Below are 24,178 nucleotides of genomic sequence, written 5' to 3' on the forward strand. Positions count from 1 at the left end.
GAGCACTGGGTACCCGAGCGCGGTTCAGGCCAAACGGCTGTCAGCTGCCCCCGCCGCAGCCGCCTCCACCGCCACCGCAGCCGCCGCCACCGCTGTCACTGCCGCCGTCGCCGCCGCCGGCATAGAAGTGCCCACCGCCGCCGCCCGCGGCGCCCGCGCCACCGGAGGCCCACCAGCGCCGGTCGGACCTGCGGGAGGTCAGCAACTTGTCTTCGCGTCTGATCCGCACAGCGCCGGCGATCGCCAGGCCGACGGCGGCCACGATGACGACGATCCCGGCCACGGGCCACACGTTCGCCACGATGATTCCGACGAGCGCGAGCAGCGCCGCCGAACCGAAATACTTCATGAATCCCCCCGGCTCAGTTCCTACCTCCGTTGTACCGAAGCAACGGGCCGTAGGCCAGTGAATTGTGGGGGTACGGACCGGCTCAGTTGGCGGGTGCGCAGGTGTCGCGCAGCGAGCAGCCGCCGCACGAGGAACCGCAGCCGCCGGCGGGGGCGGGCGGCAGGAGCGGCTCGACGGTGCGGGCCGCGGCATTGGCGCCGGCGCCGAGGGTGAACACGGCGATCACGGCCACCACGACCGCGACGCCGAGACCGGCGAAGCCGCCCGCGACCAGGGCGATCAGACCACCGGCGAACAGCAGCGCACCGGCGCCGACCGAGGTGGGCGCGGCGATGCGGTTGGCGATGCGGAAGTTGTCGTCGCTGTGCAGGGCGGCTTCGGTGGTGACACCGAGGAAGCGGTTGCGGGGCAGTTTGCCGAGCAGTCCGAGCACACCGGTCACGATGGCGACCGCGGCCAGCGCGAACAGCAGGGAAGCGACGACGACCATTCCTGCAGGCTAGCGCACCCGCGCCGGGCCCCGATCGCGCGCTCCCCGCGAAGGTGACCGCCCACACAGCGGCGTAGCGGCGCGCCGCGCGGTCTCGGCCCGTGGAAATCGGCTGGCACCGACGTTCTACCCTGTTAGACGATGTTTACCGGGGATCGGCGAGAACAAGAAGGCAGGACCGTGCAGGACACTCGTGCAACCGAGAGTGACGTACCTCAGCACCGGTACAACGCCGAGCTGGCTGGGCGGATCGAACGACGCTGGCAGCAGAACTGGGCCGAGCGCGGCACCTTCCACGCGCCCAACCCGGTCGGGCCGCTCGCCGGTGACACGCCGGCCGACAAGCTGTTCATCCAGGACATGTTCCCGTTCCCCTCGGGCGCGGGCCTGCACGTCGGCCACCCGCTGGGCTACATCGCCACCGACGTCTTCGGCCGCTACCACCGCATGCGCGGCCGCAACGTGCTGCACGCGCTGGGCTACGACGCCTTCGGCCTGCCCGCCGAGCAGTACGCCGTCGCGACCGGCGCGCATCCCCGGGTGACCACCGAGTCCAACATCGCGACGATGCAGCGTCAGCTGGACCGGCTGGGCCTCGGCCACGACTCGCGGCGGTCCTTCGCCACCACCGATCCCGAGTACTACCGCTGGACGCAGTGGATCTTCCTGCGCATCTACAACGCCTGGTACGACCAGGAGGCCGGCCGGGCCCGCCCGATCGCCGAGCTGGAGGAGCAGTTCGCGACCGGTGCGCGCGCCGTGCCCGAGGGCGACTGGAACAGCATGAACGCGGCCGAGCGTGGCGCGCTGCTCGACTCGTATCGCCTGGTGTACCAGTCGGATTCGATCGTCAACTGGTGCCCCGGTCTCGGCACCGTGCTGTCCAACGAAGAGGTCACCGCCGACGGCCGCAGCGAGCGCGGGAACTTCCCGGTGTTCCGTAAGCGCATGTGGCAGTGGATGATGCGGATCACCGCCTACGCCGATCGCCTGGTCGACGACCTGGACGAGCTGGACTGGCCGGACAACGTGAAGTCCATGCAGCGCAACTGGATCGGCCGTTCGCGTGGCGCGCAGGTGCGCTTCGAGGCCGACGGCGAAACGCTCGAGGTGTTCACCACCCGCCCCGACACGCTCTTCGGCGCCACCTACGTGGTGCTGGCGCCCGAGCACGAGCTGGTCGACACGCTGACCTCGACGGTCTGGCCGGACGGCACCGAGCCGGGCTGGACCAACGGCGGCGCCGCCACACCCGCGGAAGCCGTTGCGGCGTACCGCAAGTCGATCGCGGCCAAGTCGGATCTGGAGCGGCAGGAGAACAAGGAGAAGACCGGCGTCTTCCTCGGTTCCTATGCCACCAACCCGGCCAACGGCAAGCAGGTGCCGATCTTCATCGCCGACTACGTGCTGAGCGGGTACGGCACCGGCGCGATCATGGCCGTGCCCGGCCACGACAGCCGCGACTGGGACTTCGCCACCGCGCTCGGCCTGCCGATCGTCGAGGTGATCTCCGGCGGCGACATCACCGAGGGCGCCTACGCGGGCGACGGCGAACTGGTGAATTCCGACTTCCTGAACGGACTTTCGGTCGACGAGGCCAAGGCCGTGATGATCGGGCACCTGGAGGCCGACGGCCACGGCACCGGCAAGGTCCAGTACAAGCTGCGCGACTGGCTGTTCGCGCGGCAGCGGTACTGGGGCGAGCCGTTCCCGATCGTCTACGACGAGCAGGGTGTCGCGCACGCGCTGCCGGAATCCATGCTGCCCGTGGAACTTCCGGAGATGGAAGACTTCGCCCCGGTCACCTTCGACCCGGACGACGCGAACTCCGAGCCGTCCCCGCCGCTGGCCAAGGCCACCGACTGGGTCACCGTGGAACTGGATCTGGGCGACGGACCCAAGAAGTACCGCCGGGACACCAACGTCATGCCCAACTGGGCGGGCAGCTCCTGGTACCAGCTGCGCTACGCCGACCCCACCAACACCGAGGCGTTCTGCGCCGAGGAGAACGAGAAGTACTGGCTGGGGCCGCGGCCGGCCGAGCACGGTCCGAACGATCCGGGCGGCGTCGATCTGTACGTGGGCGGCGTTGAGCACGCGGTGCTGCACCTGCTGTACGCGCGGTTCTGGCAGAAGGTGCTGTTCGACCTGGGCGACGTGACCGGCAGCGAGCCCTACCGGCGGCTGTTCAACCAGGGCTACGTGCAGGGCTACGCCTACACCGACGCGCGTGGCGCCTACGTGCCCGCCGCCGAGGTCGTCGAGCGCGACGACAAGTTCTTCTGGACCGGCGCCGACGGCGTCGAGATCGAGGTCGCCCAGGAGTACGGCAAGATCGGCAAGTCGCTGAAGAACGCCATCTCGCCCGACGAGATGTGCGATCTGTACGGTGCCGACACCTTCCGCTTCTACGAGATGTCGATGGGGCCGCTGGACACCTCGCGGCCGTGGGCGACCAAGGACGTCGTCGGCGCGCACCGGTTCCTGCAGCGGGTGTGGCGCCTGGCGATCGACGAGGAGACCGGCGCGGTGAAAGCCACCGACGCCGTGCCCTCGGACGAGACCCTGCGCCTGGTGCACCGCACCATCGCCGGTGTCGACGAGGATCTGGCCGCCCTGCGCGACAACACCGCGGGCGCCAAGCTGATCGAGCTGACCAACCACCTCACCAAGAACTACCCCGACGGCGCCCCGCGCGCCGCCGTGGAACCCCTGGTGCTGATGCTGGCCCCGCTCGCCCCGCACATCGCCGAGGAACTGTGGGAACGCCTGGGCCACACCACTTCCCTGGCCCACGGCCCCTTCCCCACCGCCGACCCCGCCCTGCTGGTCGCCGACTCGGTGGAGTACCCGATCCAGGTGAAGGGCAAGGTCCGCAGCCGCATCCAGGTCCCCGCCGACGCCGACCCGACCGCCATCGAGGCGGCCGCCCTGGCCGACGAGAAGATCGTCGCCCTGCTCGCGGGCGCGGCCCCCCGCAAGGTCATCGTCGTCCCAGGCAAGATGGTCAACATCGTCCCGTAGCCGACCGTGCTGCAGGGTTCAACCCGCCCTGCAGCACGGCGGTGCCGGATCAGTTGACGGACGGCCGGCGCACGCGTGATCGCTCCATGCTGACGTTGACAGACTTGACGTGCGGCGAGACCCTACACTTGATGACGAAGGCCCCGGAACGATCACTGACTCGGTCACATCGCCGGGGCTACGCCATTTTCTGACCCCCGTCGAGCAGCGGTTGCGATCATAGCTCAAAGCTATTGTCTACGTGGTAATCCCGAGGTTGCCGAGGTCAGGCCTGGACCTGGAGGACGTCGTTCAGGGTGACCAGGGCGAGGTTTCGTTCGCGGATGATGTCGACGAGCTGGCCGTAGCAGTGGGTGACCGGGGGGAAGTTGGCGTGGCCGATGATGATCTTCTGGGCGGCGAAATACTTTCGCGCGCATTCCATCAGGTATTCCTCGGTGATCAGGCCGGAGTCGGAGAGGGAGCCTTCCCACATGGTGGGGACGGTGTAGCCGAGGTCGGCGGCGACGCGGTCGACGGCGGCGTTGTGGTAGCCGAAGGGTGGGCGATAGAACGGGGTGCCGTCGACGCCGAAGGTGTTGCGCAGGAAGGCTTTCGTGCGACCGAGCTGGTCGGCGATGCCGCTCGCGCCGATCTTGGTGAGCGCGGGGTGGTCCCAGGTGTGGTTGCCGAGCTGGATCTGACCCGAATCGACGAGGGGGCGCAGGGCGTCGCGGTGGATCGTCCACGATTCGTAGTAGCCGGTGACGAAGAAGGTGAAGCGGGCGCCGGTGTCCTTCGCCCACCGCACGTACGCGCCGACGACCTCGGGGCTGGCGCCGTCGTCGACGGTGAGCGCCATGCTGGTGCCGGGACCGGGCAGCGCGGTGATCGTCTCGGCCGCGATCACCGACTTCGGCCCGCCGGGCGGCGGCGGCAGCAGCGGCGCGACCGGGGCCGGAGCGGGGGCGGGCGCCGGCGGGGTGGGGATCTCGCCCGCCGAACCGGCCGTCTCGCCCTCCGCGGTCGCGCACCCGGTCAGCGCCACCGCGCCGCCCGCGGCGAGCAAGGCCAGCATTCGACGTCTGTCCACGGACGAACCCCTCTTCGACGGGTGCACCTGCGCCATCCGACCAGGGCACGGATCAAAACAGCGGGACCGTACCCACCGAATCCGTCGACCAGCTGAACCGGCGGGCACCTGCGCGCGAACATCGTGCCGCCCGCACGACAGGCGACCATACCGAATCGCCGGCCGCCCCGACCGCGCTCGGCTGACAGTCACATCGCCGGGCGCACATGATCGTGCCGCCGTCACAGCACCGTGCGGCTGCGATCGCGGGCGATCCAGCCGGGCCTCCCGGCGCCGGCGGGCCGGGCAGGCACACCGACCACGCCGAGCGCCGCAGCCGCGGGTCGGCACCGACACGCCTCACCGCGGGCGCAGCACGATTTCGGTCGGGTGCCCGTCACGCGGGGTGTCGACGGCGGTGCGCACGGCGCCGGCCACGGTCTCCGCGGTCAGGAATTCCTCCGGGCGGTATTCGCGGCCCTCGTCGGCGACGATCGCGCGCTGCATGTCGGTGTCGATGCGGCCGGGGAAGATCGAGGTGACGCGCAGGGTCGGTTCCTCGAGGCGCAGCGCGTCGGCGAGGGCGCGCAGGCCGAACTTGCTCGCCGCGTACGAGCCCCAGCCCGCGTTGGCGCGCAGCCCTGCACCCGAATTGATCAGCACCACATGGCCGTTCGCGGCGCGCAGGGCGGGCAGCAGGATCCTGGTGAGTTCGGCGACGGCGATCAGGTTGACTTCGAGGGTGGTGCGCCACTGGTCCACCGAGGACTCCGCGACGGTGCCGAGGTCGGCAACCCCGGCGTTGTGGACGAGCACGTCGAGCCGCTGGATCGGCTCCGCCGCCGCGGCGACGGCCGGATAGTCGGTGAGCGCGACGGGCCAGCCGGTCGCACCCGGCAGCTCGGCCAGGATCGGGGCGAGGGCGTCGGCGGAGCGGGCGCCGAGCAGCAGCTCGTGGGTGGGCGCGAGTTCACGGGCGATCGCCGCGCCGAGTCCACGGCTGGCGCCGGTGATCAAAGCGGTCGGGGCGGGAGTACTGGTCACCGTCATACGATCCACGCTAACGGCAGACCTGGGTCGACCACGACGCGCCGGCCGGCCACCGACGCGCCGAGGACGGCCAGGGCTACCGCCGTCGCCGCGAATCGGGCCGCACGAAACCAGTCCGCTGCCCCGCGCGAACCGGACGACGTCGCGTAATTCTGGCGACTCCAGATTCGGGCAAATCCGGCGCACGACCCGACGGCTTCCGACACCGTGCCCATTTCGGCGCAGATCAGGGGCCAGCGCTTGTACCGTCGAGGCATGACCGATCCCCGGTACAACTACGATCCAGCGAACCCGCAGTATCCACCGAACCAGGGACAGCCCCCGCGGCCCAAGATCAATGTGGGCAAGCTGTGGGCGGGCGGTATCGGCACCGCGGTCGTCGCCGCGCTGCTCGTCGTGGTGGCGATCATGCTGATCCGGGGCGTGCTCGGCATCGCGATCCTCGCGCCGGAAGGGGCCGGCACCTACGGCTCGGTGTCGACCACGTCCTACGCGGTGGCCGCCGCGGGCGCGGCACTGCTGGCGACGGCCCTGCTGATGGTGCTGCTGCTGGCCATGCCGAGCCCGATGACCTTCTTCACCTGGATCTGCCTGCTGTGCACCGCCGTCGCGGTGATCCTGCCGTTCACCCTCATCGCCGATCTGGACGCCAAGATCGCGACGGCCTCACTCAACCTGGTGATCGGCCTGGCGATCACCACCATGCTGAATTCGGTCGGCACCGCCGCGCAGAACGAGGCGCGTCAAGGCGGGTACTGATCGTCACAGCCGTGCCGAGATGCCATCGGGGCAGGGCAGCCGCAGAATAGAGGGATGTCCGATCCCGGGTTCACCCCCACGCAGCTCGCGGCCCGCGCCGCCTATCTCCTGCGCGGCAACGACCTGGGCACGATGACGAGCGCCGCGCCCCGGCTCTATCCACACATGTGGAGCTGGGACGCGGCGTTCGTCGCGGTCGGGCTGGCGCCGCTGAGCGTGGAGCGCGCGGTCGTCGAGCTCGACACGCTGCTCTCGGCACAGTGGAAGAACGGGATGATCCCGCACATCGTCTTCGCCAACGGCGTGGACGGGTACTTCCCCGGCCCCGCGCGCTGGGAGTGCCGCAGGCTGGCTGCCAACGCGCCCGACGGTCCCGACACCTCCGGCATCACCCAGCCGCCGGTGCACGCCATCGCCGTCCAGCGCATTCTCGACCATTCCCGCAGGCACGGCCGCTCCACCAGGGCGGTCGCCGAGGAATTCCTGAACCGGCGCTGGCCCGATCTGGTGCGCTGGCACCGCTGGCTCGCGCACGCCCGCGACCCCAAGGAGACCGGGCGGGTGACGCTGTACCACGGCTGGGAGTCGGGCATGGACAATTCGCCGCGCTGGGACCGCGCCTACGCCAACGTGGTCCCCGGCGCCGACCTGCCGCCCTACCGCCGTGCCGACACCGCGATCATCTCCGACCCCACCCAGCGCCCGAGCGACCGCGAATACGACCGCTACCTGTGGCTGGTCGAGCAGATGCGGCGCGCGTCCTACGACGACTACCAGCTCACCTCGGTGATGAGTTTCGCCGTGGAGGACGTGTTCGTCTCGGCGATCTTCGCGCTGGCCTGCGAGGTGCTCGCCGATATCGGCGAGGAATACAAGCAGCCGCACGCCGACGTCCGCGAACTGCACGGCTGGGCCGAACGCTTCCGCAACGGCGTGGTCGCCACCACCGACGAACGCACCGGCGCCGCACGGGATTACGACGTGCGCCTGCAGCGCTGGATCAACACCGAGACGCTGGCGATGTTCGCGCCCTTGCTGGCGGGCGGGCTGCCGCGGCACGCCGAACGCGCCCTGCTCAACACCTTCGAGGGTCCGCGTTTCTGCGGTCACCCCGACCTGCGCTACGCCCTACCGCCCTCGACCTCGCCGGTCTCGAAGGACTTCCGTCCCCGCGAGTACTGGCGCGGCCCGGTCTGGCCGGTGATGAGCTGGCTGTTCTCGTGGGCCTTCGCCCGCCGCGGCTGGGCCGAACGCGCCTACATGCTGCGCGCCGAGGGCCTGCGTCAGGCCGCCGACGGCAGCTTCGCCGAGTACTACGAACCCTTCACCGGCGCACCGCTGGGCAGCATGCAGCAGTCCTGGACCGCGGCCTCGGTGCTCGACTGGCTCGGCTGAAGCTCCACCGCTCAGTGCTCGCCGGCGAACTCCTGCCATTCGACGATGATGCCGAGTTCGCGGGCGAGCGTGGCCGCCAGTGATACCAGGTCACCACCCTGGATGACGGCGCCGCGCAGCGCGGTGACCCCGAGCACCCCGGTGAGATCGCAGTCCTCGAAGCGCAGGCTCTGCTGGATCCTGGCATCGGCGAAGCGGGCACCGGCGAGATTGCAGCGTTCGAAGCGCACATCGCGAAACTCGGTCCGCTGGAAATCGGCCTGCCGCAGGTCGCAGTCGCGGAACACCACTGTGCGCAAACGTGATTCGGCGAACGAGGCCAGGTCGGCACGCGTGGAGTCGATCAGCACATCGCGCAGCACGCCCGCGGTCCACGACAATCCGGTGAGCCTGCCGTGCGCGATCCCGGTCTCGAACATCGACGAATCGTCGGCCTGCACATTGGCGAGATCGCACACCCGCAGCTCGGCCTCGTCGATCCTGGCCTGCCGCAGCGTGCTCGGGAAGCGGACGCTGTCGAACCGGCACTGCTCGACGGTCCACCCGTAGACGTGTGACTCGGCGAAGTCGGCTCCGCGATACTCGACGCCGGACACGCTGCCGTCGTCGGCCGGGTCGTCCCCTGGCGATGCCGCCTCCGGCAGGGCACCGAGCCCGGCCACCTTCGGTTCGAACCGCACCTCACGCTTGCGCACCACGCCACCACTCCCGTCTCCGCGGACGCGCCCAACATACGGGTCCGACCGACGCGTCCGCACCACCGGTTCGCCGCTGTCACGGCGCCCGCCGGGTGGTATAGCGCCCCGCCGCTCGTCACAACTTTTCCCGGACACCCCATCAACACCGCTGGTCACACGGGTTCGCGGGCACTACGGTCGAGGGCCATGGACACCAAGCGCTGGAGTTCGACGGTTCGCCGAGGTTGCACCGCGCTGTCGGTGGTCGCGCTGGCCGGGCTGGTGCCCGCGCTCGCGCAGGCCGAGCCGAGCGGTCCCGATGTGTCGTCCTGGCAGCATGTGGACGGGCGGATGATCGACTGGCACGCCGTGCGCGCGGCCGGTCATCAGTTCGCGATGGTGAAGGCCACCGAGGGACTGCACTACGTCAATCCGTACTTCGTGCCCGACAGCATCCTGATGCGCACCGCGGGCGTGGCGCGCGGCACCTACCATTTCGCCAGGCCGGAGCTGCCGCCCGAGCCGCAGGCGGCGATGTACGCGGCCACAGTGCTCGGCCAGAACGGCCCACTCGATCTGCCACCGGTGCTCGATCTGGAGACCTCCGGCGGCCTCGCCCCCGCCGAGCTGATCAACTGGACCGAGCGCTACCTCGCGACCGTGCGGGCGCTGACGGGGCGCACCGCGATCATCTACACCTATCCCCACTTCTGGAAGACGGCCATGGCCGACACCAGCCTGTTCACCCACCATCCCCTGTGGATCGCCGACTACAGCGGCAACCCCGAACCCGACGTCCCCGGCAACTGGCCCACCTGGACGTTCTGGCAGACCACCGACCGCGGCAGCGTCCCCGGCATCGGCGGCGCCACCGACGTCAACCGCTTCAACGCCACCCACACCGATTTCGCCCGCTTCGCGAACATGTCGGGGCTGTTCGGCAGCAGCTGATCGAATTCATTCGCCGCGGGTGAGGCCGAGGGCCTGCCGATCCGTGATGCTGCGGAAACGATCCGACGGCGGAAAGCGAGCGGCCATGAGTATCCCGGTGAATGTGGACAATTTCGCCCGGGCGGAGACCGACACGATGATCGAGCGGATGCTGCCGATCGTCGGCGGTCTCGGTGTGTTCCACCACGACCGTGAGCTGGCCCCGCTGGATCAGCAACCGGTGATCCGCCAGAACCGCGACACCCTGTACTCGGTGGCGATCACGTCGATCACCGACGGCCCGGCGACGCTGACCATCCCGGATGCCGGTCGGCGCTACCTGTCGGTGATGGTGATCAACCAGGACCACTACATCAACAGGGTCTTCCACCAGCCCGGGACCTACCCACTCGGCCGGGACGAATTCGGCTCCGATTACGTCGTCGTGGCCGCGCGGATCCTGTTCGACCCGAACGATCCCGCCGATCTCGCCGAGGCCCATCGCATCCAGGACGGCCTCCGCCTCACGGCGGGACAGCAGCGGCCCTTCGAGTACGCGGACTACGACTCCGCCACCCACAAGCAGGTCAGGGACGCGCTGCTGGCGCTGAACGAGTCGATGGCCGACTTCAGCGGATCCTTCGGCAGCGCCGACGACGTCGACCCGGTCCATCATCTGATCGGGACGGCGGCGGGTTGGGGCGGACTACCCGACGCCGAAGCGGCCTATCTGAATGTGCATCCCGGCCTGCCGGTCGGGGCGTACACGATGACCTTCCGCGACGTCCCGGCAGACGCATTCTGGTCGTTGAGCGTTTACAACGGTGACGGCTACTTCGAACCGGGCCCCAGCGGGATCACCAACGTGAACTCCGTTTTCGCCCGGCACAACGACGACGGCTCGACCACGATCCACCTCGGCTCGACCGGTCCTGATGCCACGAACGGCATCCCGCTTCCGCCGGGCTGGAACCTGCTGATCCGCCTGTACCGTCCCCGCCTGGACGACCTCGCGACGTGGCAGGTTCCCGAGATCGAACCGGCCTGAGCCAGCGGTGATCCGGAGACGACGAAACCGGTACCCGCCCAGTCGGGTACCGGTTTCGTCGGCGGGTCACACGCCGATGCGTCCGCCGTTCTTCTTCCACACCACGGCCACCGCGGGCCGGGGCTGGGAGGTGCCACCGTCGGGCCAGTGCGACTGCGGGTTGTCCGGCGTCGCGTCGTCGGCCTCGCCGGGGTGCTGGACCGAGACGATCACGCGCTGCTCGGTGACGATCGGGCCGCAGGTCTCGCCGCCCTTGGGGACGGTCAGGAACTGCTTGGTCTCGCCGCGGTTGGGGCCGTCGAGGACCACCGAGAACAGGCCGTCATTGGTCTTGAGGGCATTGCCGTCGGTGGAGATCCACAGGTTGCCGTACGGGTCGAAGGCCAGGTTGTCCGGGCAGGAGATCGGGCTCACCTTGGTCTTGTCGAAACCGGCGAAGTAGGTGTCGGCGGCGGCCGGATCACCACAGACCAGCAGCAGCGACCAGGTGAAGTCGGTGCCGGTGTGGTTGTCGTCGATCTCGAGGACCTGGCCGTTCTTGTTCAGCTTGCGCGGGTTGGCCTCGTCGACGCCCGGCTTGTCGTCCTTGGCACGGTTGTCGTTGTTGGTCAGCGCCACATAGACCTTGCCGGTGTACGGGTTGGCCTCGAAGTCCTCGGGGCGGTCCATCTTGGTGGCGCCGACCTTGTCGGCGGCCAGCCGGGTGAACACCGCGACCTCGGCGGCCGACATGCCGTCGACCAGCGACTTGCCCTTGCCGTCCTCGCCGGTCTCCAGCAGCGGGATCCACTGGCCCTTGCCGGTGAAGCCCTTGTCGGAGGGCACCGCGCCACTGCCGTCGATCTTGTCGGCGTGGTCGCCGGTGAGCTTGGCGACGTAGAGGGTGCCCGCGTCCAGGATGGTCAGGTTGTGCCGCATGGCCGCCGCGCCGGTGCCCGACTGCATCTTTCGCTTGGATACGAACTTGTACATGTAGTCGAACTTCTCGTCGTCACCGGTGTAGGAGACGACGTCGCCGTTCGCGGTGACGTAGATGTTGGCGCCCTCGTGCTTGAGGCGGCCCATCGCCGAGTGCTTGATCGGGGTGGACGAGGCGTCCCACGGGTTCACCTCGATGACGTACCCGAAACGGTTGGCCTCGTTGGGCTCCTGGCTCAGGTCGAAGCGCTTGTCGACGCGCTCCCACTGGTTCGGCGTGCCGCCCTTGGCGAAGCCGTAGCGCTTCACCCGGCCCTGCGGGTCGGAGGCCTTGTCGCCGTTGGCGAAGTAGCCGTTGAAGTTCTCCTCGCCGGAGAGCACGGTGCCCCAGGGGGTCACGCCGCCCGCGCAGTTGGCGAAGGTGCCGAGCACCTTGGTGCCGGAGGAGTCGGCGCCGGTGATGGTGAACGCACTGCCCGCCGCCGGACCGGTGAGGGTGAACTCGGTGTCGGCGGTGATGCGGCGGTTGTACTTGCCGAAGACCGGGGTGAGCTTGCCGGTGCCTGCCTCGCCCTTGACCTCAACCACCGAGAGCCCGTGCGCGGCCTTGGTGATGGCGATCTGCTCGTCGGTCGGTGCTTCCTTGTTGTAGCCGCGGAACATCATCGGGCCGGTGGTGTACTCGTGGTTGACCACGAGCAGGTAGCTGTTGGCCTGGCCCTCGATGGGCAGCAGGGCGGCGAAGTCGTTGTTGTAGCCGAACTGCTTCAGCTGCGCGGCCGCGCTCTGCTTGTCGAAATCGAAGGCGGGGGCGTCGGCGAAGATCGGGTCGCCCCAGCGCAGCACGACCTGCTGCTCGTAGCCCTCCGGGATGACCAGCGCGTCTTCCTTGTTGGGCGCCACGGCGGTGAAGTTCGTGCCGGTGCCGGGAGTGCCTGCCGGGGTCGGCGCCGGGGTCGACGAGGACTCGGCCGCGTCGTCACCGCAGGCGGCCAGCGCGCCCGCCGCGCCGAAGGCCAGCACCGCGGCGGCGCCGCCCTTGATCAGGCCGCGGCGGTTCAGGCCGCTGACGATGTCACCGAAGTAGGCGCCGGCGGAGGTGTTCGGCGGCTCGTGGAAGCACGCGTTGCCGCACTTGTATTCACAAGTCAGGGCGGCTCGTGACGACTGGCCGTCGTGCTTGACGAACAGTGCGAGCGGTTTCGGACTCACGGTGACTCCTGTGTAGGTCGGACTTCGCCGCACGGTAGGCACCGCAGGCGAGCCGTCGGGAACGCGTAGATGAACACACGACCAAAACTCGGCGAGTGGTGTACTCGCCGAGTTCAGGGAAGGGCTGGTGTCATCAGGCGTTGACCGGCAGCGCGATCACCACCTCCTGTTCGTCGCCGGGCAGGTAGTGGGCCTGCACGATCCGCCCGACCTGCACCGATCCGATGGCCGTCGGCGGCAAATACTTGTCCACGCGGGCTTCGAAGGTGGAGCCGTCGGGCCGGGTGACCACCAGGCCGAGCACCACCTCGGTGTAGCCGCCGCGGATGCGGCCGGGCACGTCCAGGCTGCGGACCACGGCCTGGGCGGCGATGCCGCGTTCGGCGATGTCGAGCTTGGCGCGGGTGGTGATGCCCTTGCGGATGAGCGATTCGTTCATCGCCCGCTGCGCGGCGCCCTGGTCGCCGGAGCGGTCGACCTCGACCTTGTCGGTGCGGCCGGGCAGGTAGCGCACCGGCAGGACGACGCCGGGCTGCAGCAGGGCGAGCTCGGTGAGCGGCACGATCATCTTGGCCTGCGAATCGAAGACCTTGCCGTCGGCGCCCTCGACCCGGAACTCGATCCTGACCTGGGGCTGGTCGTTGACCGAGACCCCGGTCTGGCGGAACCCGACGATGGTGCCGATGCCCACCTCGCCCTCGCGGAACTCACCGCTGTTGCGGCCGGTGAAGGCCTCGAAGATGCCGTCGCCGGTGAAGGCGAACACCATCGGGACGATCGTGAGGGCGATGATCGGCAGCGCCATCTGCGGGCCGACCCAGCCGAGCATGCCGCCGGTGAACTCGTCGGGGGTGTAGGTGAGTCCGTAGTACAGGTAGTAGCCGATGGCCAGGATTCCGAACGCGACCGCGGCCGCACGCAGCTTGGATTTCATGGTTCCTCCTCGGGAAGTGGTGCGACCGGGTCGCGGACAGGGTCAGGCGATGGTGGTGCAGGCGAAGGTGATGTCGAACTTCGCGGTCGCGGGGCCGGCCAGCGGGTTGGTCATGTCGGGGGCGCTCACGCCCTCGCCGGTGACCTTGAAGGTGTTGCCGTCCTTGGTGAGCTTGGCCGAGCCACCGGGCTGGCCGTTGCCGTAGCCGACCGCGTAGGGCATGCCGTTGGCGCCGCCCTGGGAGCCGGCGATGGCGACCGCCTGGACGGTGTCGCCCTCGATCGAGGCGCTGACCGAGAGGTTGCCGTAGGTGGCGTTGGCCAGGTCGGTGAGCGCCAGCGCCAGCGTGCTGCCCTGCTTGGCGCAGGTGGTCTCGAACTTCGCGTCGAACGCTTTGCCGTCCACGCTGGCGGCGGACTTGCCCGCGGCCGGGGCGGGCGCGGCCGAACCGGTGCTGCTCGGGGTGGCGGTGCTGCCGGAGTCGTCGCTGCAGCCGGTGACGAACAGCGCGGTGGCGGCGGCGGAGGCGGCGATGGCGGCGATCAGCTTGGTGTTCATGGTGTTTCCGTTCTCTCGGTCGTGCGGGTCGGTGTGGTTGACCCGTTGAGAGAAAGGTAGGAATCGCCACGGCCCTACCGATCCCAACTTTTCGCGGCGCCAAGCACCCGAAATGCCGTTAACCTGGTCGAATGCGAAGACCGCGTGCCATGGTGCTCGACGAGGTGTGGCGTGGGCTCACGGGTGTCGAGGCGCTGAGCGGGCCGCAGGGCGGGCCGCTGCGGCGGACCGTGAAGCTGATCCTGGATCCGCTGGTCATCCGGCCGGTGCAGCATCCGCTGTGCGCGGGCACCGTGTTGTCACCCGACGGCGTCGCCCTGCTCACCTCGCTGGTGCTGGCCCGCTCCGACGCGTTGCGCGCGTGCGCGGCGTGGTTCACCGAGCTCAAACAGGCGCGCCGCGCGCTGCGGATCACCGAGGGCAATGCCCAGGACCTGTACTTCCAGCGGTGCTTCGAGCTGGCGACGTTGCACGGTTCGCCGGGCCCGGGGGCTCGCACGCGCGCCGAGGCGGTGCTGCGCGAAGTCCACGACAGCACCGGCGGCCGCACCACGGCCGCGTTGAAAGACCATGTGACCGAACCGGATCGGCTGGCCGAACTCACCGCGCTGGTCGATCTGGCCTGGCGTCGCCGCCCGGCCGCCGAGTTCGGCGCCCGCGACCACGCCCCCGCGCTGACCGAACTGCTCGAGGCGAGCACCCTCGCCTACGAGGGCGACCCAGCCGACGCGGGCCCACTGCTGGACGAACTGCTCGACGACAAGGTGGGCACCCACCGCGGCATCGCCCTGTGGCGCCCCCACCCGGCCTACGGCGCCGACGACCTCGGGCTGACCGTGCACACCCATCCCCAGCGCCCCGACCTCGGCGCCGGCGCGTCGACCGCCACCCTCGCGCTCCCCTTCGACCGCACCGTGTACGAGCGCGTGTTCACCGTCCTCCAGGGCAGCATCGACCGCAGTGACCTGCCCGCCATCCCGGAACTGGTGACCACCGAGATCACCCGCAGCTGCTCGCCGTGGGGCCTGCTCGACGAGTCCCTCCGCCTCACCGCCGCCGTGGGTTGTGAACTGGCGCTGGGCCTCTCGCCGCTGGGCTCGGCCGTCGACGACGATCGCAGCGAGCTACCGCCGTCGGCCGCAGCGACGCCGACGGACCTGGCGCCGTCGACCGAGTACGCCCGCGCGGACAGAGATGCCTCGCGCGGCGCCGACAGCGGTTCCTACGCGCGCCCTGCCCCGCTCCCGGCGAAGGCGCCCGGCACCGCGGATCGCGGTCGGCCGACGACGAGTGCGGGCGGTGCCGCCGCGTGGCCGACAGCGACAGTGGGCGAGGGACCACTCCGACCACCGGCGGAATCCACGCCGGGCAGCGCCGGACTATTCGGCCCCGGGGTCCGCATCGCACCACCGCACGACGACGGTGCCCGCCGCTCGGTGGGCACCGAGGTGAGCAGTTCACGCGCACAGCGAGCGAACACACCGGAAATGGCGGACCCGGGGCAGTCGCGGGCGCACGAGGTGGTGAACGGCCGGTGGCGGCGGGAAGCCTATGTGCTGCAGGCACGCCGGTTCGCGGTGGACGCGGGGGCGAGCGGGCCGCTGGCTGCGGTGGCCGCCGAGCTGCGCACGCCGTGGCGGCCCTATCTGCGCAGGTTGTGGGTGCGGTTGCACGGGCGGGACGTGCGTGACATGCCGGTCTTCGAGCCGGGCGAGCTGTGGGATCTGCTCGACGGGGTCGCGCGGTCGGTCATGCTCGATCATCGGGCCAGGGTGAAGCAGGCACTCACGGTGGCGGCCGCGGCCGTACCGGAATCGAGGGCGAGCTGATGACGACGATCCGCCTCGACCACCCCGCCGCGGGGATCGTGACGCTACGGCCCGACGGCGCGCCGACCGCCCTCGACGCGGCGCCCGCCCTCGACACCCTGGTACTCGAGGTGACCGGCGGCCACCTCACCTGGAGTCTCCTCGCCGGACAGCGCCTTCCGGCCGCGACCCTCGACGACACCGAGGCCGCCCAGGACTGGCTGTGGGCCGTCTACGGCGAGAACACCGCCCTCGCGGTCGCCGACGACGAGGGCCACCACCGCGACCTCACCGCCACCCCGGCACGCCCGGAACTGGTCATCGCACTGCATCGACTCGCCTACGCGCACTGGGCATCGCGCTGGTGGCCCGCCTCGACCGTCGAAAGCATCCCCGCCCTGGACCAGGCCGCCCTCGCGAAGGAGATCGCGGAACTGTCGGAGGTCTGCGAAACCGTGGTGTCCGGCGCCGACGACCACTCCGCTGCCAGTCTTGGCGGACAGCTGACCACCGGCAGCGGAGGTGCGTTCGCGCGGGACGAACAGTCGGGCACACACCACCCCGGGCAAGCGCCGAACAGCGGCCACCCAGACGAGCTCGCTCCCGCGCGCGGGCGCGAGGCGAGCCCACGCGATGGGCGGGCGGAGGACTATGCGCTCGCGGCGGGCGGGGAGACGAGCGGGACCGGGCCGGCATTGGCTAGTGGTGACGGGGACTGGGATTGGCGCTGCTGCCCGCCGGGGCTCGTGGATGCGGGGGCGCGGTCGGTGTCGTGGCAGGTGCGGCGGGGTGGCGGAGTGACGACGGTGGTGGTCAGTGCCGTCGCGGCGCCGGACTGCCCGCGTACCGTGCCCGTCCACCTGCTCCCAATGGCCCGCCTGCGCACCGCGGATTCGCCCGCCGAGATTCCGCTTTCCCGGCGTGGTGATGCGTGGATCGGTGAATTACGAACTCCCGCTGCTATCCAAAACCTGGTCTCGGTAGCGGTTTTCGTGCCGGGCGTGGGGCCGGTCGGACCCCCGACCGATGAATCACCGCTGCGCGAGTCGATCCGCGAGCACATCAGGCTACGGTTGGCTGGCGCTCAGCAGGACATTCCCTTGCTCGCGGTGGAACTCGCTGCTGCCGATAATGATTCGGACTACTGATGCACCTGAACCCCGAACCGAGCCGAAACCGGTGCGCAAGCCGGCCGCGGCGCCGAGCCGCCCTTCGCCGGGATCGACGCACCATCGCTCCCCGGCCGCTTCGGTACGACCGTCTCCGGAGTGAAAACGGCGCGCCGGCAGCCGACAGCGAACACTTCTCCTGCGGAAACGGAGCAGCACCATGGCGGCGGTAGGCGAGACCTCCGATCAGGACGACACCCAGCTCACGGCGGGATACGCGGCCTACCAGCGCGGTGACATCGCGGGTGCGATGGCGATCTTCGAGCGCGCGGCCGAGGACGCGGCGCCACGCCTGCGCAGCGCGGCGCTGATCAACGCCGCGAGCATGGCCGACGAGCTCGGCGAGCACCGCCGCTCGGTCGACCTGTTCCGGACGGCGCTGGCGGTGCTGCCCGCCGACGGCGCGCATCAGCGCCCGGCCGCGCTGGTGAATCTGTCGCAGGCGTTGCAGCACCTCGGCGACCTCGATGAGGCGCAGCGCGTCCTGGAGGAAGCGCGCGACCTGCTGGTCGACACCACCGAGCAGGGCATGGTGCGGGTGGCCTGCCTGCTCTCGCTGACCGCCGTCGCGCTGCATCGCCAGCAGTGGGCCAACGCGGCCGAAATCGCCAACGAATCCCTCGGCGTCACCGAACGTTTCGCGCCCGAGCTGGCGGGCCACCCGTTGATGAATCTGGCCACCAGCTCCTTCGAGACCGGCAGGCACGATCTCGCGTTCGACTTCGCCAGACAGGCCATGACCGCCTTCACGGCGACCGGCGACGAGGCCGCCGTCGCCGAGGCCGCGCAGAATCTGGCGATCATGCTGGTGCGCGCCGGGCGCTACGACGAGGCCGAGGAGCCGCTGCGGTCGAGCCAGAAGTTCTTCGAGACCGCGGAACTGGGACACCGGGCCGGAATCGGCTACAAGACACTGGGTTTCCTCGCCGAAGGCCACTGCGACCACACCGAGGCGCGCACTCAGTACCTGCGCGCGCTGGATCGCTTCGACAGCACCGGCGTCGTCCTCGACGCGGCCGACGTCAGATTGCGGCTCGCCACAGTCGCTTTCGCGACGGGCGCCACGACGGAGAGCGAGACCCTGCTCGCGGACGCCTTCGCGGTGTACTCCGCGCACGGGCTCGGCCTGCGTTGCGCCCAGCTCGACTACTGGCACGCCGAACTGCTGCACACCGTGATCGAGCGCGCGGACCGGCCCGACCCGACTCTGCTCGCGCGCGCCGTCGGCCTCGCGGTGCCCTCCGCCCTCGCCATCGACGCCGTCCGCCACACCCTGCCCAACGGCAACCAGCGCGAACACTGGCATCGCGCCGTCGCCGAACCGGCCATGCGCCTGGCCTTCCGCTTCGCGGCGCTGTCCGGAAACGCCCAGCTGGTCAGCGATCTCGTCGACACCCAGTGCGCGGGAACGAGTCTCGATCCAGCCCTGTTCACCGAGCCCGCGGCACCCACGCTCGATTTCCAGCTGCTCGATCCCCTGCCCGCCGAACCGTCCACCGCCCCGGCCCTGCATCTCGGCGCGGCACTGGCCGAGGTCGCCGCCGCCGCGGGCATCCCCGTCGCCGCACCACCACGGCTCCGTGACGACGACCGAATAGTGCTGTCGGACTTCATCACCCATGCCGAGGAGCGCTACGGCGTGCCGGTGCGCGGTGCTCAGGTGGTAGCCCTGTGAACATCCCACCATCTGATCCGACGATGAACTCCGAGACGCCGACCGCGGTGATCCGGATGGCGGACGCCGGTGACGTGTATGTGTCCTGGCGCTGGGTCGACGACGTAGCGGCGCGCGGCGTCGGCGTCCTGCCGCGCGATCAGGTCCGTGCCGTGCTGGAACTGCTGAGCGACGCGGTACCCCACCCCGCGCGACCCGACCGGCTCCGCTTCGTGCTGAACCAGGGCGCGCTGGCCGAACCGACCGCTGAACTGGCTCTCGCCCAATCCCTTTCGCGGACACTGCTGCCGTATGGACTCGCTGTTCAACTGCACGAGTTCTACCAGCGCGGCCTGCGCCCGCACCTGCGGATCCAGCCGTCGCCGCGGCTGGCGCAGGTGCCCTGGGAGATCATCGCGCCCGATCCCGACCTGCGGCTGCTCGACATCGCCGATGTCAGCCTGCTCGCGCCCGCCTCGGTGGTGCACGCGCCGGAGCGGATCGTGCGGCGCTGGACGGAGACCAACGAACTCCCCGTCGTCGCCGTGCTCGACCCGCGCGTACCCGGGTATCGCGCCGACTCCGAACTCGGCTCGGTACTCGGCCGCCCCGGCGCGGAGACCTTGGTGACCGAGCATTTCGGTCGGTACGACCGGCTGGTGCCGCGGGTCGCCGACCCGGTGGAGCTGTTCCGCCGCACCGACACCGACCGCACCTGGCTCTCCGACGTGCTGAAGGCAGGGGCGAGCAGGCTCGTCTACGTCGGCCATGTCACCGCGCCGCCGCCGGAAACCGGCGAGAGCGAACACGCCGAACTCCACCTGAGCTGCACGGCCGACGTTCGCGGCCTGGCCGCCCCGACCCGCTCGCACCGCCCGCTCTCGGCCAAGGACCTCCTGCTCGGCACCCACACCATCGATTCACTGCCCATCGCGGGCCGTGATCTGTGGCCGATGCCGAGCAGGGTCGCCCTGATCGCCTGCGAGAGCGGCGGCGATCTGCGCTTCACCGAGGCACTCGGCCTCACCACCGCCGCGCTGTCCGCGGGCGCCGAACTGGTCACCGCCACCCGCTGGCCGCTCCCCACCGACCACGCCTTCCACACCCTCACCCCCACCACCGCCCACCCGCTGCAAGCGGCGATCTGCGCGGTGGACACCGCCCACGACGTCGCCGAGCCGATACCGGCACTCCTGGCCTGGCAGCGAGCCCAACTCTCCGCCTGGCGCGAGAACCCCGTCCCCGCGAACGCACCACTACTCTGGTCGGCCTTCGCCACCGTCGCGGGCTGATCGTCGGGGGTGGGTCTCAGGGCGGGTCAGTGTTCGTCGTAGTGGCCGTCGTGTGCGGCGTGGCGGTGGCCGTCGTGGATGTAGTCGGTGTGGTCGCCGTGTGGGACCGCGACGTGGCCGCAGTCGGGGCCGTGGACGTGCTCGTGGGTGGTGTGCTCGACGTGCGCTGAGGGCTCGCACTCGTCGAAGTGGCCGTCGTGCTCGCGATGCAGGTGGCCGTCGTGCACGTAGTCGACGTGGTCGCCGTGCGGAACGGCGACATGCCCGCAGGTGGGGCCGTGGACGTGGGTGTGTTCCGGGTGTTCTACGTGTGCCGTTGTCATGCCTATCTCCCTGTGCTCGGACCGGTCGATTGCAGCTGGAACACGTCCGACATTAACAGTTGCGCATGCGTTGCTGCGACCCCCGTCCCGACCTGAAAAACCTGGTCAGAGGACCTGGTCGAGGAAGCGGCGCAGGCGCGGGGTCTTGGCGTCGTCGAACAGTTCGTCCGGGGTGCCGGTCTCCACGACGACGCCCTGATCCATGAACACGACGCTGTCGGAGACACTGCGGGCGAAGCCCATCTCGTGGGTCACCACGATCATCGACATGCCGCCGGCGGCGAGGTCGGCCATCAGCGCGAGCACACCCTTCACCAGTTCGGGATCAAGCGCCGAGGTGGCCTCGTCGAAGAACATCAGCTCCGGCTTCATGGCCAGCGCGCGGGCGATCGCGACGCGCTGCTGCTGGCCGCCCGAGAGCGCGGACGGCCTGGCGTCGGCCTTGCCCGCGAGGCCGACGATCTCGAGCTGCTCCAGCGCCAGCGCCCGCGCCTGCTCGGCGGACAGGCCGCGCAGCTTGCGCGGACCGAGCGCGATGTTGTCGGCGACGGTCTTGTGCGGGAACAGGTTGAACTGCTGGAACACCATGCCGATGCGCTGCCGCAGCTTGTCGGGGTCTTCGCGCAGCACCGACTCACCGTCGAGCAGGATGTCGCCCGCATCCGGTTCGTGCAGGCGGTTCAGCACGCGCAACAGGGTCGACTTGCCCGAACCGGACGGGCCGATGACGGTGGTCGCGTGCCCGGCCTCCACATGGATGTCGACACCGCGCAGGATGTGGTTGTTCCCCAGGGTCAGTTGCAACCCGGTGCCGGTGAGAGAAGCACTCATGCGCCACGTCCTTCCGTGATGACGGCCTGCTCGATCGGGTCGGCCGGGGTCGGCTTGCCGGTACGCATCCGCCCGTCGATGTAGTTCACCAGGTGGGTGAGCGGGATGGTCAGCACCAGGTACATCAGGCCCGCCGCGACCAGTGGCGACAGGTTGCCGGTCTGGGCGTTGAGATCGCGGCCGACGGCGAACAGCTCGCGCTGAGAGGCGAGCAGGCCGAGGAAGTAGATCAGCGAGGAGTCCTTGATCAAGGCGATGAACTGGTTCATCAGCGCAGGCAGCACCCGGCGCACACCCTGTGGGATCACCACCAGCGTCATGGCCTGCCGGTAGCCGAAGCCGATGGCGCGGGCCGCCTCGAGCTGACCGGCCTCCACCGACTGGATGCCCGAGCGGAAGATCTCCCCGATGTAGGCGGCCGCCAGCAGCGCGAGCGCCACCGCGCCGAGCCAGTACGGATTGCCGCCGGTGATGCCCCTGGTCACCGGGCCGATGCCGAGACCGATCAGCAGGATGATCACCACCGCGGGCAGGCCGCGGAAGATGTCGGTGTAGATCCGGGCCGGCCAGCGCAGCCAGCGGGTGCGGGAGATGCCCATCACCGCGAGGATCATGCCGAGGACGGTGCCGAGCACGCCCGAGACCACCGCCAGGATCAGGGTGTTCGGCAGGCCGGTCTTGATCAGGTCGGGAAAGGCCTTGCGGTACAACGACCAGTCGAAGAACGTGTCCTTCAGCTGCTCCAGCGTCGACTTCTGCACCGCCTGCTCGGCCTCGCCCGGCGCCCGCTCGGCCGCGATGGCCGCGAAGTCAGGGAGTTGCGGCGCCGGTGCGGCTTTGGAGCCCGGCTTCCAGCCCGGCGGGAGTTCGCGCGGCACCCAGTCGGCGTAGAGCCGGGCGTAGGTGCCGTCGGCGATCACCGCGTCCAGGCCGGAGTTCAGCGCGTCGATGAGCGGCTGGTTGTTCTTGGCCACCGCGTAGCCGACGAAGTTGTCGAGGCTGAAGGTGTTCTCCGAGATGACGATTCCGTCGCCGGGTGAGATCGCGCCCTCGGCCTGCGCCGATGGCGCGACCCAGGCGTCGACCTGACCGGACTTCAGATTCGCGTAGGCGGTGTTGTAGTCGGGGAACTTCACCGGGTCCAGCTTCAGCTGGTTCACCACGAACTCGTCCTGCACCGTGCCCTGCACGACCGCGATGCGCGAGCCGGTGGTCAGGTCGGCGAAGCTCTTGATGCCGCTGCCCTGCGGCACCACCAGCGAGAAGTAGCCGAAGTCGTAGCCGTTGGTGAAGCCGACCAGCTCGCGCCGGGCGTCGGTGGTGGTGATGTTGGACGAGCCCACGTCGAAGCGCTTGCCCGAGACCTGCGCGAGCAGACCGGCGAACTCGGTGCCGGAGAACTCGACGCGCAGGCCGAGTTTCGCGCCGATCGCGCGCAGCAATTCGTTGTCGAAGCCGGTGAACGAGCCCTGCCCGTTCACACAGATGCTCGGCGGCGCGTCCGAGAGCGTGCCGACGCTCAGCGTGCCGGGGGTCAGCAGTCCGAGTCTGCCGGTGTCGATCGACTCGACCGGGGCCGTGGTCGCCGTGGTGTAGCGGTCGGTGCCCGCGGTCTCCGAGGACGCGAGGTTCGTCGGCGCCGCGGCGGCCGCGCTCTGCCCCGGCGGGGAACACAGATCGCGGGCCGTCTCGTCACCATCGGAGCCGCCGCCACACCCGGTCGCGACCACGCCGACGAGGAGCAGCAGCGCGGCGATCCGCGCCCGGGTTCGCACAGCACGCACACCAGCCATGGCGATAAACCCTAGCCGCAACCCCGCGCCGGGCAGGATATGCGCGCCTGCGCGGTGACCGGCAACACTCAGGCAAGCCCCTCGAGCAGCTCGGGGTTCACCTCGTCGCGCCAGTCGATCGCCTGCTTCAGCGTGGACAGGTCGTAGTCGGGGCCGGAGACGCCGACGGTGAACAGGCTGACGCCCGCCGCGCGCAACGCGTCGGCCGAGGCGCGGCCCTGCCACTGCACCGACCGCTCGATCCGGTTCGGGTCGGTGCCGACCGCGGCCGCGTGCTCGGCCAGGATCTCGTTCTTGCGGGCCAGGGTGTCGGCATCGGCGAAGGAATGCCAGATGTCGGCGTACTCGGCGACCAGACGCAGCGTCTTGCGTTCACCGCCGCCGCCGATCAGGATCGGGATCTGCCGCGTCGGCTGCGGTGTGAGCTTGCCGAGCCTGGCCCTGATCCGGGCCATGTTGTCCTTCAACAGGTTCAGTCTGGTGCCCGGTGTCCCGAACTCGTAGCCGTACTCGTCGTAGTCACGCTGGAACCAGCCGCCGCCGATGCCGAGGATGAGCCTGCCGCCGCTGATGTGGTCGACCGTGCGGGCCATGTCGGCGAGCAGATCGGGATTGCGGTAACCGCCGCCGGTGACCAGCGCGCCGATCTCCACCCGCTCGGTCTGCTCGGCCCAGGCGCCGAGCATGGTCCAGCACTCGAAGTGCGCGCCGCCCGGATCGCCGGTGAGGGGGTAGAAGTGGTCCCAGTTGAAGACGATGTCGACCCCGGCGTCCTCGGCGCGCAGCACCGCGTCGCGAATGAGCCCGTAGTCGGGCGCGTGCTGGGGCTGAAGCTGGACTCCGATACGGACGGGACGACTCATACCGCGCTCCTGGGGTCTCGGTGGGCACCGCCAGCGAGGCTACCCGGAAT

At 69.9% G+C, this 24,178-nt stretch carries 21 protein-coding genes; 9 read left to right on the top strand and 12 right to left on the bottom strand.

Annotated elements, in window-relative coordinates; translation table 11 throughout:
* Nucleotides 1–40: 40 nt before the first annotated feature.
* Both AB0H56_RS14880 and AB0H56_RS14885 read right to left on the bottom strand, forming a co-directional pair.
* Nucleotides 41–349 carry a hypothetical protein gene (locus tag AB0H56_RS14880; RefSeq protein ID WP_357162464.1) on the bottom strand — a complete coding sequence of 103 codons (309 nt, stop codon included), beginning with the start codon at nt 347–349 and terminating at the stop codon, nt 41–43.
* 82 nt (nt 350–431) lie between these two features.
* Complete coding sequence (locus tag AB0H56_RS14885) at nt 432–839, bottom strand: SdpI family protein (protein WP_357162467.1); 408 nt, start codon at nt 837–839, stop codon at nt 432–434.
* Nucleotides 840–1,019: 180 nt separating this feature from the next.
* Between AB0H56_RS14885 and leuS the strand changes: the two genes are divergently transcribed.
* Entirely contained in the window at nt 1,020–3,863 is a 2,844-nt protein-coding gene (gene leuS, locus AB0H56_RS14890) for a leucine--tRNA ligase (protein ID WP_357162470.1), read from the top strand.
* Between the two features lie 265 nt (nt 3,864–4,128).
* Here leuS and AB0H56_RS14895 read toward each other — a convergent pair whose 3' ends face one another.
* Together AB0H56_RS14895 and AB0H56_RS14900 are read right to left on the bottom strand one after the other, a co-directional pair.
* Complete coding sequence (locus tag AB0H56_RS14895) at nt 4,129–4,920, bottom strand: polysaccharide deacetylase family protein (RefSeq protein WP_357162907.1); 792 nt, start codon at nt 4,918–4,920, stop codon at nt 4,129–4,131.
* 354 nt (nt 4,921–5,274) lie between these two features.
* Complete coding sequence (locus AB0H56_RS14900; protein ID WP_357162473.1) at nt 5,275–5,964, bottom strand: SDR family oxidoreductase; 690 nt, start codon at nt 5,962–5,964, stop codon at nt 5,275–5,277.
* A 255-nt stretch (nt 5,965–6,219) separates the two neighbouring features.
* Between AB0H56_RS14900 and AB0H56_RS14905 the strand changes: the two genes are divergently transcribed.
* Together AB0H56_RS14905 and AB0H56_RS14910 are read left to right on the top strand one after the other, a co-directional pair.
* Entirely contained in the window at nt 6,220–6,723 is a 504-nt protein-coding gene (locus AB0H56_RS14905) for a DUF6069 family protein (protein ID WP_357162476.1), read from the top strand.
* Between the two features lie 54 nt (nt 6,724–6,777).
* Nucleotides 6,778–8,118, top strand: a complete 1,341-nt coding sequence (locus AB0H56_RS14910; RefSeq protein WP_357162479.1) for a glycogen debranching protein — start codon at nt 6,778–6,780, stop codon at nt 8,116–8,118.
* 11 nt (nt 8,119–8,129) lie between these two features.
* Here AB0H56_RS14910 and AB0H56_RS14915 read toward each other — a convergent pair whose 3' ends face one another.
* Complete coding sequence (locus AB0H56_RS14915) at nt 8,130–8,816, bottom strand: pentapeptide repeat-containing protein (RefSeq protein WP_357162482.1); 687 nt, start codon at nt 8,814–8,816, stop codon at nt 8,130–8,132.
* Nucleotides 8,817–9,002: 186 nt separating this feature from the next.
* On the opposite strand from AB0H56_RS14915, the gene AB0H56_RS14920 reads away from it, so the two are divergent.
* Both AB0H56_RS14920 and AB0H56_RS14925 read left to right on the top strand, forming a co-directional pair.
* Entirely contained in the window at nt 9,003–9,746 is a 744-nt protein-coding gene (locus AB0H56_RS14920; protein WP_357162485.1) for a glycoside hydrolase family 25 protein, read from the top strand.
* Between the two features lie 85 nt (nt 9,747–9,831).
* The gene (locus tag AB0H56_RS14925; protein WP_357162488.1) at nt 9,832–10,773 is read left to right on the top strand and encodes a DUF1214 domain-containing protein; all 942 of its coding nucleotides are present in this window, start codon (nt 9,832–9,834) and stop codon (nt 10,771–10,773) included.
* Between the two features lie 66 nt (nt 10,774–10,839).
* Here AB0H56_RS14925 and AB0H56_RS14930 read toward each other — a convergent pair whose 3' ends face one another.
* The 3 genes from AB0H56_RS14930 to AB0H56_RS14940 form a co-directional block, all read right to left on the bottom strand.
* Nucleotides 10,840–12,903 carry a PhoX family phosphatase gene (locus AB0H56_RS14930; protein WP_357162491.1) on the bottom strand — a complete coding sequence of 688 codons (2,064 nt, stop codon included), beginning with the start codon at nt 12,901–12,903 and terminating at the stop codon, nt 10,840–10,842.
* 133 nt (nt 12,904–13,036) lie between these two features.
* Nucleotides 13,037–13,837: a hypothetical protein gene (locus AB0H56_RS14935; protein WP_357162494.1), complete on the bottom strand. Its 801-nt coding sequence runs from the start codon at nt 13,835–13,837 to the stop codon at nt 13,037–13,039.
* A 42-nt stretch (nt 13,838–13,879) separates the two neighbouring features.
* Entirely contained in the window at nt 13,880–14,395 is a 516-nt protein-coding gene (locus AB0H56_RS14940; protein ID WP_357162497.1) for a lipoprotein LpqH, read from the bottom strand.
* 131 nt (nt 14,396–14,526) lie between these two features.
* Here AB0H56_RS14940 and AB0H56_RS14945 point away from each other — a divergent pair, with 131 nt between their 5' ends.
* From AB0H56_RS14945 to AB0H56_RS14960, 4 genes are all read left to right on the top strand, one after another.
* Nucleotides 14,527–16,224, top strand: a complete 1,698-nt coding sequence (locus AB0H56_RS14945) for a hypothetical protein (RefSeq protein WP_357162500.1) — start codon at nt 14,527–14,529, stop codon at nt 16,222–16,224.
* Nucleotides 16,224–17,351: a hypothetical protein gene (locus tag AB0H56_RS14950; protein WP_357162503.1), complete on the top strand. Its 1,128-nt coding sequence runs from the start codon at nt 16,224–16,226 to the stop codon at nt 17,349–17,351. The genes AB0H56_RS14945 and AB0H56_RS14950 overlap by 1 nt, the downstream gene beginning before the upstream one ends.
* A 181-nt stretch (nt 17,352–17,532) precedes the next feature.
* Entirely contained in the window at nt 17,533–19,047 is a 1,515-nt protein-coding gene (locus tag AB0H56_RS14955) for a tetratricopeptide repeat protein (RefSeq protein ID WP_357162505.1), read from the top strand.
* A gap of 23 nt (nt 19,048–19,070) precedes the next feature.
* Nucleotides 19,071–20,318 (top strand): CHAT domain-containing protein, encoded by a 1,248-nt coding sequence (locus AB0H56_RS14960; RefSeq protein ID WP_357162508.1) that lies wholly within the window; start codon nt 19,071–19,073, stop codon nt 20,316–20,318.
* Nucleotides 20,319–20,344: 26 nt separating this feature from the next.
* Here AB0H56_RS14960 and AB0H56_RS14965 read toward each other — a convergent pair whose 3' ends face one another.
* The 4 genes from AB0H56_RS14965 to AB0H56_RS14980 all read right to left on the bottom strand — a co-directional run bounded on the left by AB0H56_RS14965 (nt 20,345) and on the right by AB0H56_RS14980 (nt 24,128).
* A complete protein-coding gene (locus tag AB0H56_RS14965) occupies nt 20,345–20,641 on the bottom strand; it encodes a hypothetical protein (protein ID WP_110037795.1) in 297 nt (98 codons plus the stop codon).
* Between the two features lie 105 nt (nt 20,642–20,746).
* Nucleotides 20,747–21,472: an amino acid ABC transporter ATP-binding protein gene (locus AB0H56_RS14970; protein WP_357162511.1), complete on the bottom strand. Its 726-nt coding sequence runs from the start codon at nt 21,470–21,472 to the stop codon at nt 20,747–20,749.
* Nucleotides 21,469–23,265 (bottom strand): ABC transporter substrate-binding protein/permease, encoded by a 1,797-nt coding sequence (locus tag AB0H56_RS14975; RefSeq protein ID WP_357162514.1) that lies wholly within the window; start codon nt 23,263–23,265, stop codon nt 21,469–21,471. The genes AB0H56_RS14970 and AB0H56_RS14975 overlap by 4 nt, the downstream gene beginning before the upstream one ends.
* A 68-nt stretch (nt 23,266–23,333) precedes the next feature.
* Complete coding sequence (locus tag AB0H56_RS14980) at nt 23,334–24,128, bottom strand: LLM class F420-dependent oxidoreductase (protein ID WP_357162517.1); 795 nt, start codon at nt 24,126–24,128, stop codon at nt 23,334–23,336.
* Nucleotides 24,129–24,178: the final 50 nt, after the last annotated feature.

This window comes from Nocardia sp. NPDC050717, from assembly GCF_040654275.1.
GTDB lineage: Bacteria > Actinomycetota > Actinomycetes > Mycobacteriales > Mycobacteriaceae > Nocardia.